The organism is Rhizobium sp. CAU 1783 (genome assembly GCF_054551725.1).
Window position 1 is genome coordinate 657,134 of the sequence record NZ_JBTOLM010000002.1, and the last position, 12,791, is coordinate 669,924.

Here is a 12,791-nt window from a genome sequence, read left to right on the forward strand (position 1 = left end):
GCCCCTAGTCCGCGTCGTGCCAGGTGCGGCCGTCGCGCTCGATGAGCGCAATGGCCTGGCTCGGACCCCAGGTGCCGGCGGTGTAACCCTGCGTCTTCTGCCCGGTCTCTTCCCAGCCCTTCAGGATCGGGTCAATCCAGCGCCATGCCGCCTCGACTTCGTCGCGGCGCATGAACAGCGTCTGGTTGGAGCGCACCACGTCCATCAGCAGCCGCTCGTAGGCATCGGCATTGCGCACGTCGAAGGCCTGGGCGAAGCTCATGTCGAGCGAGACGTGGCGCAGGCGCATTCCGCCCGGGCCGGGGTCCTTGATCATCAGCCACTGCTTGACGCCTTCGTCCGGCTGGAGGCGGATCACCAGCTTGTTGGCCTCGATCCGGCCGGCACCCTCGTCGAAGATGGAATGCGGGATCGGCTTGAACGAGACGACGATTTCCGAAACGCGGTTTGCCAGCCGCTTGCCGGTGCGCAGGTAGAAGGGAACCCCCGCCCAGCGCCAGTTGGCGATCTCTGCCTTGATGGCGACGAAGGTTTCCGTGTCCGAAGGGCCTTCCAGCTCCTCGGTATAGCCCTTGACGGGCCCGCCGGCCGAGGCGCCGGCGCGGTACTGGCCGCGCACCGTGAACTTCTCGATGTTGCCGTTGGTCACTGGCTTGAGCGAGCGCAGGACCTTCAGCTTCTCGTCGCGCACGCTTTCGGCGTCCATCGAGTTCGGCGCTTCCATGGCGACCAGGCAGAGTAGCTGCAGGATATGGTTCTGCACCATGTCTCTGAGCGCGCCGGCCTTGTCGTAATAGCTGACACGGCCTTCGAGGCCGACGGATTCGGCGACCGTGATCTGCACGTGATCGATATGCGCGGAGTTCCACAGGGGCTCGTAAAGCGCGTTGGCGAACCTGAGCGCCATCAGGTTCTGCACTGTCTCCTTGCCGAGGTAGTGGTCGATGCGGAAGATCTGCTCTTCCTTGAACACCTTGCCGATCGTGTCATTGAGGATCTGCGCCGATTCGAGATCGCGGCCGATCGGCTTTTCGACGACGATGCGTGTCGATTTGGTGATCAGCTTGTGATCGCGGATCTTGTCGGCGATGTCGCCGAAGATGGCAGGGGAAACCGCGAGATAGAAGGCGCGGACGATGTCCTTGCCGCTGTCGAGCATGGCCTTGAGCTTGTCCCAGCCCTGGTCCGCCTTGGCATCGACCGGGACGTAAAAGACGCGCGACAGGAACTTCGCGACCTGTGCCTCTTCCAGTTCCTCGGATTTCAGATGCTCTTTCAGCGCCGCAAGGGTGAACTGCCGGTATTCGTCGTCGGTCATCGGCGTACGCGAGGCGCCGATGATGCGGGTCGGCTCGGTCAGCTGGCCGGCAAGCTGGCGGTGGTAGAGCGCCGGCAGGAGCTTGCGTTCCGCAAGGTCGCCGGTGCCTCCGAACACGACATAGTCAAACGGCTCGACGGGGATGATCTGGCTGCTCATTCAGGCTTCTCTCAATCGAAAACATTGGACCCATATGTAATCTAATCGATTTAAAAAAGCCAGTGGGCAGGTGCGAAAACCTGCCCGTCTCGGAAAAATCAGAACCGGTCGCGCAGGGCATACCAGGTGAGCGCGAGGAACAGCAGCGGGCTGCGGAACTTCGCCCCACCGGGGAAGGGCGGGATCTTCAGGTCGATCAGGTGATCGAGTTCGCGTCCCTTTCCGGTCACCAAGTCTGCATAGAGCTTGCCACAGTAGTTTGACAGCATCACGCCATGGCCAGAATAACCGCCGATCGAGATCACGCCCGGCATGACCTCGCGGGCGAACGGCTTGCGGGGCATTGTAATGCCCACCGAGCCGCCCCAGGCGTGGGTGATGTCGATCTCGCCGAGTTCCGGATAAATCTCGGCAATCTGCCGGCGGATATGGGCGGAGATGTCGCGCGGCGTGTCCGAGGTATAGGCCTCTCGACCACCGAACAGCAACCGTCCGTCGCGCGTCCGCCGCCAGTAGCGAACCACGAAGCGCGAGTCGGCGATCGATTCGGAGCCGGGGATGACCGAGGGGAACTTCTCGAGCGGAACGGTCGCGCCGATGAAGGAGCGGATCGGCATGACATGTGCCGAGGTCACCGGTTCGAGATTGCCGATATAGGCATTGGTGGCGATCAGCACCTTGTCCGCCGTGATCGTGCCCGTCCTTGTCTCGATCAGCGTGTTGCCGCCCGACTGGCGTATCGACACGGCGGGCGTCATCTCGTGGATGGCGGCGCCGGCGACTTTTGCCGCCTGCGCGAGCCCGACCACCAGCTTCAGCGGGTGGATATGGCCGGTGCCGCTGTCGCGCACGCCACAGAAGAAACGCTTCGAACCGACGCGTTCCGCCGTCTCCCTGCCGTCCATATAGGACAGATGCGGATAGCCGTAGCGCGTCGCGGCGATCTCAACCGTGCGCTGGTATTCCTTGTCGTGACCCGGTTTGTGGGAGACGTTCATCTGACCCGGCATGAACTCCATGTCGATGCCGTGGTCGCCCGCGAAAGAGAGCACATACTTCTTGGCGTTTTCGGCGAGATCGAACAGCGCCTTGGAGCGCTCGTAGCCGAGTTCCGCCTCGAGTTCTTCCGGATACCAGCGTTGGCCGGTGCCCATCTGCCCGCCGTTGCGGCCCGAGGCGCCGTCGCCGATGCGATGGCCCTCGATCAGCACGACAGAGAGGCCGGCCTTCGCGAGATTGTAGGCGGCCTGCAGGCCGGTGAAGCCACCGCCGATGATGGCGACGTCCGCCGTTCGGGAACCGTCGAGCGGCAGATATTCCGGCCGTTCGGCCACAGTTGACTGATACCAGGAGATCCCCGGTGCGATCGGGCTTTGCCAAGCCATGGGAGACTCCTTCGTATCAAACGTTCAGCAACAGGAACTCGCGTTCCCACGGACTGATCACCTGCATGAAGGTCTCGAATTCCCCGCGTTTGACGCCGGCATAGAGGCCGATGAATTCATCGCTCAGCACTTCGCCCAGGGCCGGATCTGATTCGAGCAGCGACACCGCCTCGAGCAGGCCGCGCGGCAGTTCTACCGAGCCTTCATTGGCCGTGCCTTCGGAAGCCGCCGTCGGCTCGACGCCCTTGACGATGCCGAGATAGCCGCAGGCAAGAGAGGCCGCGAGCGCGAGATAGGGGTTGGCGTCAGAACTCGGCAGCCGGTTTTCGACGCGCCGCGCCCGCGCGTCGGACACCGGCACGCGGAAAGCCGTGGTGCGGTTGTCATAGCCCCAGGCATTGTTGACCGGCGCCGACATGTCGGGCGTCAGGCGACGATAGGAGTTCACGTAAGGCGCCATCATTACCAGCGTCTTCGGCACATAGGCCTGCATGCCGCCGATGAAGTGGAAGAATTCCTTCGACGGCGAACCGTCGGGATTGGAGAAGATGTTCTTGCCGGTTTCTGCATCGACCACCGACTGGTGGATATGCATCGCCGAGCCCGGCTGGCCCTGCATCGGCTTTGCCATGAAGGTGGCGTAGATGCCGTGCTTGAGCGCAGCCTCGCGGATCGTGCGCTTGAACAGGAATACCTGGTCGGCAAGCTCGATCGGATTGCCGTGACGCAGGTTGATTTCGAGCTGGGCCGGACCTTCTTCGTGGATCAGCGTGTCGATCTCGAGGCCCTGCTTTTCGGAGAAGTGGTAGATGTCGTCGATGAGTTCGTCGAACTCGTTGATGCCGGCGATCGAATAGCCCTGTCCGCCGAGGATGGAGCGGCCCGACCGGCCCTTCGGCGGATGCAGCGGATAGTCCGGGTCGTCGTTCATGGCGACGAGGTAGAATTCGATTTCCGGGGCTACGACCGGGCGCCAGCCCTTGGCGTCATAGAGCTTCAGGACGTTTTTCAGCACGTTGCGTGGCGTGTAGGGCACGTCCGCGCCGTCCGTGGTGATGATGTCGCAGATCACCTGGGCGGTCGGGTCGGTTTCCCACGGAACGACCGAAAGGGTGGAGAGGTCCGGCATCAGCTTGATGTCGCTGTCGCGCGAATCATAGCGGAACTGGCCACTTTCCTCCGGATATTCGCCGGAAATCGTGTGGCGATAGAGGGCGGACGGAAGGGCGAGCGACGTGTCGCCGGTGAACTTCGAGGTCGGCATCATCTTGCCGCGCGGTACGCCGGCGAGATCGGGGGTGATGCACTCGATATCTTCGATGCCGCGGGCTCTCAGCCACGCTGCGGCTTCCTTCCAGGTCTTCACGCCACGGGTCGAATTGATGTCCGGAGGAATGCTCGCCTTTTTGGACGCTGCGCCTTGGGGTCTGAGCATATTCTTCTTCGGAGGCATGTCTCACCGGTTTGGTTGTTGATGCCCTCATCATAGCCCGACTTCTCGAATTGGCGAGGGGGGAAACGCCATTGACTTTGCAGGGCCGATCGAAAAGACAGATATTCTTTGTCGCAGGGGCCGAATTTGGCGCGTATATTTGATGTTGCTATTGTAGGCGCAGGCGCCGCCGGCATGATGTGCGCACTGACCGCGGGTCAGCGCGGTCGTTCGGTCGTGCTTATTGACCACGCGAAAGCACCGGGCGAGAAGATCCGCATTTCCGGCGGCGGCCGCTGCAACTTCACCAACATTCATGCCGGGCCGAAAAACTATCTGTCGGCCAATCCACATTTCATGAAGTCGGCGCTCGCCCGCTTTACCGCCGCGGACTTCCTCGCCATGGTCGACCGACACAGGATCGCCTGGCACGAAAAGACCCTCGGACAGCTCTTCTGTGACGACAGCGCCAAGGATATCATCCGCATGCTTCTCGACGAGATGCGGACCGGCGGCGTGGAACTCCGTCTTGGCATCGATGTCGCAGCAATCGAAAAAGCCGAGTCGGGCTTCCGCATCGAGACCTCCGAAGGCCCAATTGAAGCGCGTACGATGGTGATCGCCACCGGCGGCAAGTCCATCCCGAAGATGGGCGCCACCGGCCTTGCCTACAAGGTGGCCGAGCAGTTCGGCCTTGCCGTCACCGAGACCCGGCCCGGTCTTGTGCCCCTGACTTTGGAGCCCGGGCAACTGGCGGAGCTCGTTCCGCTCGCCGGTGTCGCGGTCGACGCCGAGGTCCGCCATGGCAAGACGGCCTTTCGTGAGGCGCTGCTCTTCACTCATCGCGGTCTGTCCGGTCCGGCGATCCTGCAGATTTCCAGCTACTGGCGCGAGGGGGATGCGATCACCCTGTCGCTGGAGCCCGACGTCGATTTCTCCGCCGTGCTCAAGGCGGCCAGGCGCGAAAACGGCAGGCAGGCGGTACAGACGGTGCTTGCCCAGCATCTGCCGAAAAGGCTCGCGCAATATGTCACGGAGCGCCTCCGGATCGAGAAGCCGCTCGCCGATCTCCCCGACAAGGTGCTGGACACCGTCGCAGGCTTCCTGCACGGCTGGGTTATCAAGCCGGCCGGCTCGGAAGGATACCGGACCGCGGAGGTCACGCTCGGCGGGATCGACGTGGCGGGTCTCGATTCGAAGACCATGCAGGCGAAGACCGTTCCCGGGCTCTACTTCATCGGCGAATGCGTCGACGTGACAGGCTGGCTGGGCGGCTACAATTTCCAGTGGGCCTGGGCGTCCGGTCGCGCGGCCGGTGAGAGCCTCTGACCGGTGCGGTCGGGCATTCCTGCAACAGTGCCGGAAAAATCAGGGCCGGCAACGGTTTTGCGCAAGCTCCCTGCCTTAATTTAGGCCTTGTTAACGTGCGTCCATCATCCTGTCCGAATGCCGGCATTCCTTAACCGGATGCGTTGGACATGATGTCGGGCAGAGTGGCCGCCGAGGCGGCATGTTTCGCTGAACGCAATCTCCAGGATCGCGCCATGAACAATCAGAATCGCAAGCCCCGTGCAATCGCCGTCGCAAGGACCCGTGAAGCCGATACCGCCCGTCTCTGGCAGATCGCGCTTGTGAGCCTCGGCGCCTGCAGTGCGCTCGCGATGATCGCGGCAGCAGCTCTCCTGGGCTGATCCGTCGCCACCTCTATGCGGCCTTGCCAGCCTCAATACCGGTTGGCCTTGTTCGCCTGTCCTCCTCCGTTGCCGTCCCGGCATTTGCCGGCGATCGCGGTTCGGTGCCAGTCGCAGACGCGCCTGACCGGCACGCAGCTGATTTCTCCGGCCAATGTGATTTCAGCCATCGGGCGAGCCGTCGAAACGGGCCTTCGCCATAACGGGCATAGAAGGCTTCCTCGGCCTTGCGGCCCTGCTCGGGCCCCTCCGGCCGTGCGTGACGTTGCAAGACCAACAGTGCTCCCAGATTTTCGCGCATGATGGATCTCCTGTCCGTGAACCATCATCTGATCTATACGTCCAAATTTGCGTTTCAAACCGGAATAAATGCGCTATGTTTTTCAGAAATGAAAAATGTCGCCTGGGACAATTATCAGCTTTTCCTCGCCGTTGCCCGTCATGGCGGGCTGACGGGAGCGGCCGGCGTGACCGAACTCAGCCCCGCGACCGTCGGCCGGCGCATGGTGGAGTTCGAGCGCACGATTGGTCGGGAACTCTTCGTCCGCAGCCAATCCGGCTACTCGCTGACCGCCGATGGCCGCCAGCTGCTCGATCATCTCGGTGAACTGGAGGCGGCGGCCCGCAAGGTCGAAACCTGGCGACGCGGCACGGCTGCATCGTCGCTGGTGCGCATTGCGCTCGGAACCTGGAACGCCTGGCTGATCGCCGAGAACTTTCCGGCGCTGTCCACCGGGCGTGACGATTTCCGCATCGACCTGTTCATTGCAGAGCAACGCGCCAGCCTCGCCCATCGGGAGGCGGACATCGGCATCCGGGCCTTCGAACCGGAAGAGCAGAACCTCGCCAAGGTGCTGTTGGGCGAGGTGGCCTATGCGGCCTACCGGGCGCGCAATTCTGGGGAGGCGGAGGCGGGGCGCTGGCCCGAGCGCTGGATCGCCGTGGATAAGGGCGATGCGATCTCCGCATATCTTCGCTGGCCGCACGAAAACAGGACGGAGAACATTGCCGTCACGGTCAACCGCCCGCGCTCGCTGCGCGATCTGGCGTTGGCCGGGGCCGGTGTTGCGGTGTTGCCGTGCTTTGTCGGCGATCTGGAGCCGAGGCTCGAGCGGGTCGGCGGTGAGATCGAGGCGCTGCGCCATCGTCAGTGGGTGGTGATGAACAATGACGATCGGCATCGCCCGGAGATCAGGACGGTGGTCGACCGACTGACCAGATTGATGCGGGCCCACACCGATCTTTTCGCCGGCCGCCGCCCGAGCCGCGGCTAATCTTGTCGCGCTGACGCCTCGGCCCATTCCTGCTCTCGCGGCCAGAAGGCATCCTTCGCGATGTGGCGGCAACCGAAGGCCGCGCCAGCACCGACAAGCGTCACCAGCGCCCCCATCACCTGCGTGCCGATCGGCTGTACGGCGGCATTGGTCATCGCAAGATCGATGAAGGCGTGAAAGATCGCCACGACGATCAGTGAGCGTCCGCTGAGGAGGAAGAGGTAGGTGAGTATCACTGACCCGGTGGCGAGGCTGACAACCCATCCGGCGAGCCCGGCCATGCCGAGTGACTGATAGGTCGGGCTGGAGAGGAGAAGCGGGATATGCCATAGCGCCCAGGGCAGCGTCATCACGAGCGCACTCGAAAGGCCGCCGAGCCGCCGGTTGATGACCGGAAGGGCATAACCACGCCAGCCGATCTCCTCGCCGAAGCCATAGAACAGCACCGATGCGGCCATCACCATCAGGCCGGTGAGTTCGGGAAACTCCCGTGAACGGGTGACGCCGTCGATACTCATCGGAGATCCCGAAAGCTGGGCCTGTGCGAAGAGACCGGCGAGGCCGATCGCCACCGGAAGACCAATCGCGAAGGCGAGGCCGCGGAGAGAGGCTAGGCGCCAGGAGAGGCGGCCGAGAAGCGTCCCAAGAGCGATCGGCGAAAAGGGCAGAAGGCTGACCAGCACGGCCGCGAACGCCGGGCCGAGGCTGCCAAGAAGATGAAATCCCGCGCTCGCCGGCGGGCCATATCCGAGGTGGAAGGCAACGAGGGGATACCAGGCGGTCCAGCTCAGAGCGAAGGTAAGGACGTAGAACAGGGAGAGCGAGAGGCGAGGGCGCGGCATCGGTCGGTTCCGGTTGACCAATCTGCTCCTGATAGCACGGCCTTATGTCTCGACGCCATCTACCGCTTTTGCCCGAAAATGAAAATCCCGCGCAACGACCACGTGATGCTCCCCCCGAAGCCAGCGATCATTGCGCGGGAACCGACCCGGGGCTCAAGACCCCGGATGGTCCTTTCGTCAGGCCCGGTTGCCCTGGGTGACGATGACGGGGATCAACAGGTCGCCCCAGTTTCCTTCGCCGCCATGGTGGCGCGCCGAGCGGACGAGTTCGACCGATACGCCGGCATCGACGGCCTTCATGACGGACTGGTTCAGGCGGTGCAGGTCGTTGGCGACCATGCGGATCATTGCCTGCTGGTCTGCGGTCATGGCCGATGCTTGTTCTTCGGCGCGTTCCTTAACTCGGGTCTGCGGGGTCATGGCATTTCTCCTCTTATGAAACGGGGTTCTTGAACTGTTGATCTGCTGACGTGTCTTCCGCTTTCAACCCAACTGCCGAGGCTGGCGTTTCAAACCGTCATAAGCGCTCCGGGGATCAGTTGGAAACCGATTGTAAAAACCAGTCATAATGAAATTCCCTTTGCTCTGGTTTGTAAGACGTTTGCTTTCCGGCTGTTGGGTTCTGCGCTTTCGATGTGACTGGATTTACAGCGCGGCGCACAAAATTTCCAGAAGAAACGGGAAAGCAAGGGGCGGAAAGAGGTTACGATGTATTGTGTTTGACACTGAGGCGATGTAAATTTGTAAAAAATGTAAATTCGACTTTGGTGTACATTCGCCGAAATTTTGTAAAAGGTGTGTCAAATGGCGGATAACAAGATCTTCGCCGGCCCGCGGGTGCGGCGTATTCGCAACGGTCTCGGTCTGACCCAGACGGCGATGGCCGAGGCGCTGGAGATTTCCCCGTCCTATCTGAACCTGATCGAACGCAACCAGCGCCCGCTGACGGTGCAACTGCTGCTGAAACTCGCCGCCGTCTACAAGGTCGACCTTGACGAATTGCAGGGCGAAGCGGGCGGCACGGCCAGCCAGCTGCGCGAGGTCTTTGCTGATGCATTGCTCGCCGGCGAAGTGCCGGGCGACCACGAGCTGATCGAGGTGGCGGAGGCTGCGCCGAATGCGGCGAACGGCATCGTCAAGCTTTACCGCGCCTACCGGGAGCAGGCGGCTCGGCTCAGCGATCTCGCCGATCTTCTGGCGAGGGAAGGGCACGAGCCCTCGCTTGCCGGCGCGCGCCTACCGATCGACGAGGTGCGTGAAAAGTTCGAGCGCCGCCCCAATTTTTACGCCCGCATCGAGGATGCGGCCGAGGCCTTCCATGCTTCGCTCGGCCTGTCGCCGGGAGAGGATCTGGCCCCGGCGCTGAAGGGCTGGCTGCGCAACAAGCACGGCATCGTCGTGCGCACGCTGCCGATCCACACCATGCCGAACCTGCGCCGCCGCTACGACCGGCACTCCATGCGGCTCTTCCTGTCGGAACGGTTGTCGCCCTTCGACCAGTTGCGCGAGGTGGCGATCGAGGTGAGCCTGCTGGCGCTTGGCGAGGCAATGCTGGCGGAACTGGAGGCGCTCTCCCTATCGACAAGCGAGGCCAGGCGGCTCGGGCGCTTCGAGTTGGCACGTTACGCGGCGCATGCGTTGATCATGCCCTACGGTGCATTTCTCGCCGCGGCGCAGCGAGCGCGCTACGACATCGACATCCTGCGTTCGCGCTTCAATGTTTCGTTCGAGCAGGCGGCAAACCGGCTGACCATGCTTCAGCGACCGGGTGCAGCAGGCGTTTCCTTCTTCGTACTGGAGGTCGATAATGCCGGTCATCGCCTTCGTAAGGCTGGCGCCCAGGGTTTTCCCCAGGCGAAGTTCGGCGGCGGATGTCCCAAGCTCAGCATCCATGCCGCCTTCGCCCAGCCGGGTCAGGTTCTGGTCGATGCGGTGGAAATGCCGGACGGTACCGGTTTCCTGACTGTGGCGCGCACGCTCGATGGGCCTCAGGCCGGTTTCAATGAGAGGGTTCGCCGGACGGCGCTCCTGGTCGGCTGCGACATCGCCCAGCGCGACGAGGTGGTCTACGGCCAGGTCGCCGGGCCGCTCGGTCCCGTTGCCGTCGGGACGGCCTGCAGGCTCTGCGAAAGGCAGGGCTGCCTTGCCCGGGCCGAGCCGCCGGTGACGCGTCCCCTTGGCCTCGACGAGATGGTCACGGGGCTTTCCGCCTTCGATTTTCAGTAGCACCAGGAGTGGTTTGCGACTGCGAATATTCCCCCTTGTCGCCCGCCCAAATCCTTTCTAGTCTGTTTAAAAATTAAGGGAATAGCTGAGGGGCGAGCAGTCCTGACAGTGGAACAGGAGAAAAAATGAAGAACGATTTTATCCGTTTGGCTTCCGCCGCGATGATGACGCTGGCGCTTGCATCCGCCGCCCAGGCCGAGGGCGTGGTCCATGTCTACAACTGGTCGGACTATATCGATGAGTCCATCCTCGAAGACTTCACCAAGGAAACCGGCATCAAGGTCGTTTACGACGTGTTCGACAGCAACGAGTTGTTGGAAACCAAGCTGCTGGCCGGCGGTTCGGGTTATGACGTGGTCGTCCCGACCGGTCCGTTCCTCGCCCGCCAGATCCAGGCAGGCGTGTTCCAGAAGCTCGACAAGTCTAAGCTGCCGAACCTTTCGAACATGTGGCCGGACATCATGGAGCGCCTTGGCAAGTATGATCCGGGCAACGAGTATGCCGTCAACTACATGTGGGGCACGACGGGCATCGGCTACAACGTCGCCAAGGTGAAGGCGGCGCTGGGCGACGACGCCAAGATCGACAGCTGGGATTTCATCTTCAAGCCGGAAAATGCCGAGAAGCTGAAAGACTGCGGCATCAACATCCTCGATGCTTCCGACGAGACCTTCGCCATTTCGATGAACTACATCGGCAAGAATCCGGACAGCAAGGAAACGGCTGATCTAGAGGCCGGCGGCGACGTCTACATGAAGGTTCGCCCCTTCGTGAAGACCTTCAACTCCTCGGCCTATATCGATGACCTCGCCAATGGCGACATCTGCGTGGCGATCGGCTGGTCGGGCGACATCCTGCAGGCAAAGGCGCGTGCGGAAGAGGCCAAGAACGGCGTCGAGATCCAGTACGTGATCCCGAAGGAAGGCACCTACATGTGGTTCGACAACCTGGCGATCCCTGCGGATGCCCAGAATGTCGCCGAGGCCCATGCCTTCATCAACTATCTGATGAAGCCGGATGTCATCGCCAAGGCTTCGAACTACGTCCAGTACGCCAACGGCAACCTGGCGTCCCAGCCGCTTCTCGATGAGGCCGTGTTCAAGAACCCGGCGGTCTATCCGGATGCGGAGACGGTCAAGAAGCTCTTCACCATTTCTCCCTACGGACCGAAAGAACAGCGCGTCTTGAACCGTGTCTGGACCCAGATCAAGACCGGTAACTGATCGACAACGGACTGACCGGGCGCGACTTTCGCGCCCGGTTCATTTTTGGCTGTAAATTTCACAAATAATTGGATCAGGCGATGGCGAAGTCTCTCGGACCGGTAAAGCGCAAATTCTCACCATGGACCGACCCGGCGTCGGTGCCCTTCATCCGGTTCGAGAACGTGACCAAGCGCTTCGGCGACTTTACCGCCGTCGACAACCTGACCCTCGACATTTACGAGCGCGAGTTCTTTTCGCTGCTCGGCCCGTCCGGGTGCGGCAAGACCACGCTGATGCGCATGCTGGCCGGCTTCGAGGAGCCGACCGAAGGTCGCATCCTGTTGCAGGGCAAGGACATTTCCGGTGTTCCGCCCTACAAGCGCCCGACCAACATGATGTTCCAGTCCTATGCGCTTTTCCCGCACATGACGGTGGAGAAGAACATTGCCTTCGGTCTGGAGCAGGACAAGCTTCCGAAGTCCGAAATTGACGCCCGGGTTCAGGAAATGCTGAAGCTCGTGAAACTCGAGCCCTTCGCCAAGCGCAAGCCGAGCCAGTTGTCGGGCGGTCAGCGCCAGCGTGTTGCGCTGGCCCGTTCCCTCGCCAAGCGCCCGAAGGTGCTGCTGCTCGACGAGCCGCTCGGTGCGCTCGACCGGAAGCTCCGCGAGGAGACCCAGTTCGAACTGATGGATATCCAGCAGAACCTCGGCCTGACCTTCCTGATCGTCACCCATGACCAGGAAGAGGCGATGACCGTTTCCGACCGTATCGCGGTCATGGACAAGGGCATCATCATGCAGGTGGCGACGCCGACGGAAATCTACGAGGCGCCGAACAGCCGCTACGTGGCCGACTTCATCGGCGACATCAACATCCTGGAAGGCAAGCTCGTCTCGGTCGAGCGGCGAGGCGAGTTCGATTTCGCGACAGTGACCTGCGATGGCGGCTTCACGGTCAGCGTCGAACAGCATTCCTGCCAGGCGACACCAGGTGCGCAGGTCGCCTTCGCGATCCGTCCGGAGAAGGTGCATATCTCGACGGAGAAGCCGGCGGAGGGTGCTGTCAATGCGCTCGAGGGCGAGGTGTGGGATATCGGCTATCTCGGCGACTTCTCCGTTTTCATCGTCAAGCTGGCCGACGGATCGACCTTTCGTGCCGCGCAGGCGAATGTTTCGCGCCTGGTTGATCGACCGATCGCGGTCGATGACAAGGTCTGGCTCACCTGGCCGGCCGATGCCGGCCTCGTCCTGACCCGTTGA

The 12,791-nt window shown here is 62.2% G+C and carries 11 protein-coding genes; 6 read left to right on the forward strand and 5 right to left on the reverse strand.

Annotated features, from left to right (window positions below):
- Positions 1-4: 4 nt before the first annotated feature.
- The 3 genes from zwf to ACX93L_RS10005 all read right to left on the reverse strand — a co-directional run bounded on the left by zwf (position 5) and on the right by ACX93L_RS10005 (position 4,315).
- Entirely contained in the window at positions 5-1,477 is a 1,473-nt protein-coding gene (gene zwf, locus ACX93L_RS09995; protein WP_459404701.1) for a glucose-6-phosphate dehydrogenase, read from the reverse strand.
- A gap of 98 nt (positions 1,478-1,575) precedes the next feature.
- Entirely contained in the window at positions 1,576-2,862 is a 1,287-nt protein-coding gene (locus ACX93L_RS10000) for an NAD(P)/FAD-dependent oxidoreductase (RefSeq protein WP_459404702.1), read from the reverse strand.
- 16 nt (positions 2,863-2,878) lie between these two features.
- Complete coding sequence (locus ACX93L_RS10005; RefSeq protein ID WP_459404703.1) at positions 2,879-4,315, reverse strand: glutamine synthetase family protein; 1,437 nt, start codon at positions 4,313-4,315, stop codon at positions 2,879-2,881.
- A 174-nt stretch (positions 4,316-4,489) separates the two neighbouring features.
- Here ACX93L_RS10005 and ACX93L_RS10010 point away from each other — a divergent pair, with 174 nt between their 5' ends.
- From ACX93L_RS10010 to ACX93L_RS10020, 3 genes are all read left to right on the forward strand, one after another.
- Positions 4,490-5,623, forward strand: coding sequence for a BaiN/RdsA family NAD(P)/FAD-dependent oxidoreductase (locus ACX93L_RS10010; protein ID WP_459404704.1), 1,134 nt, complete (start codon positions 4,490-4,492; stop codon positions 5,621-5,623).
- Between the two features lie 215 nt (positions 5,624-5,838).
- Complete coding sequence (locus tag ACX93L_RS10015; protein ID WP_169590676.1) at positions 5,839-5,985, forward strand: hypothetical protein; 147 nt, start codon at positions 5,839-5,841, stop codon at positions 5,983-5,985.
- Positions 5,986-6,374: 389 nt separating this feature from the next.
- Entirely contained in the window at positions 6,375-7,259 is an 885-nt protein-coding gene (locus ACX93L_RS10020) for a LysR family transcriptional regulator (protein WP_459405362.1), read from the forward strand.
- Here the strand turns inward: ACX93L_RS10020 and ACX93L_RS10025 are convergent.
- Entirely contained in the window at positions 7,256-8,101 is an 846-nt protein-coding gene (locus ACX93L_RS10025) for a CPBP family glutamic-type intramembrane protease (protein WP_459404705.1), read from the reverse strand. The two genes, ACX93L_RS10020 and ACX93L_RS10025, sit on opposite strands and share 4 nt — an antisense overlap.
- A 177-nt stretch (positions 8,102-8,278) precedes the next feature.
- Positions 8,279-8,521 carry an SMc00767 family acetate metabolism repressor gene (locus ACX93L_RS10030; protein ID WP_169590667.1) on the reverse strand — a complete coding sequence of 81 codons (243 nt, stop codon included), beginning with the start codon at positions 8,519-8,521 and terminating at the stop codon, positions 8,279-8,281.
- 384 nt (positions 8,522-8,905) lie between these two features.
- Between ACX93L_RS10030 and ACX93L_RS10035 the strand changes: the two genes are divergently transcribed.
- From ACX93L_RS10035 to ACX93L_RS10045, 3 genes are all read left to right on the forward strand, one after another.
- Positions 8,906-10,327 (forward strand): helix-turn-helix domain-containing protein, encoded by a 1,422-nt coding sequence (locus ACX93L_RS10035; RefSeq protein ID WP_459404706.1) that lies wholly within the window; start codon positions 8,906-8,908, stop codon positions 10,325-10,327.
- A gap of 125 nt (positions 10,328-10,452) precedes the next feature.
- The gene (locus ACX93L_RS10040; protein ID WP_459404707.1) at positions 10,453-11,550 is read left to right on the forward strand and encodes a polyamine ABC transporter substrate-binding protein; all 1,098 of its coding nucleotides are present in this window, start codon (positions 10,453-10,455) and stop codon (positions 11,548-11,550) included.
- A gap of 80 nt (positions 11,551-11,630) precedes the next feature.
- Positions 11,631-12,791 (forward strand): ABC transporter ATP-binding protein, encoded by a 1,161-nt coding sequence (locus tag ACX93L_RS10045; protein ID WP_459404708.1) that lies wholly within the window; start codon positions 11,631-11,633, stop codon positions 12,789-12,791.

Excerpts from the sequence above, each read along its gene's own strand:
- zwf (WP_459404701.1), bottom strand. The coding sequence starts at position 1,477 with ATGAGCAGCCAGATCATCCCCGTCGAGCCGTTTGACTATGTCGTGTTC.
- ACX93L_RS10000 (WP_459404702.1), bottom strand. The coding sequence starts at position 2,862 with ATGGCTTGGCAAAGCCCGATCGCACCGGGGATCTCCTGGTATCAGTCA.
- ACX93L_RS10005 (WP_459404703.1), bottom strand. The coding sequence starts at position 4,315 with ATGCCTCCGAAGAAGAATATGCTCAGACCCCAAGGCGCAGCGTCCAAA.
- ACX93L_RS10010 (WP_459404704.1), top strand. The coding sequence starts at position 4,490 with ATGATGTGCGCACTGACCGCGGGTCAGCGCGGTCGTTCGGTCGTGCTT.
- ACX93L_RS10015 (WP_169590676.1), top strand. The coding sequence starts at position 5,839 with ATGAACAATCAGAATCGCAAGCCCCGTGCAATCGCCGTCGCAAGGACC.
- ACX93L_RS10020 (WP_459405362.1), top strand. The coding sequence starts at position 6,375 with ATGAAAAATGTCGCCTGGGACAATTATCAGCTTTTCCTCGCCGTTGCC.
- ACX93L_RS10025 (WP_459404705.1), bottom strand. The coding sequence starts at position 8,101 with ATGCCGCGCCCTCGCCTCTCGCTCTCCCTGTTCTACGTCCTTACCTTC.
- ACX93L_RS10030 (WP_169590667.1), bottom strand. The coding sequence starts at position 8,521 with ATGACCCCGCAGACCCGAGTTAAGGAACGCGCCGAAGAACAAGCATCG.
- ACX93L_RS10035 (WP_459404706.1), top strand. The coding sequence starts at position 8,906 with ATGGCGGATAACAAGATCTTCGCCGGCCCGCGGGTGCGGCGTATTCGC.
- ACX93L_RS10040 (WP_459404707.1), top strand. The coding sequence starts at position 10,453 with ATGAAGAACGATTTTATCCGTTTGGCTTCCGCCGCGATGATGACGCTG.
- ACX93L_RS10045 (WP_459404708.1), top strand. The coding sequence starts at position 11,631 with ATGGCGAAGTCTCTCGGACCGGTAAAGCGCAAATTCTCACCATGGACC.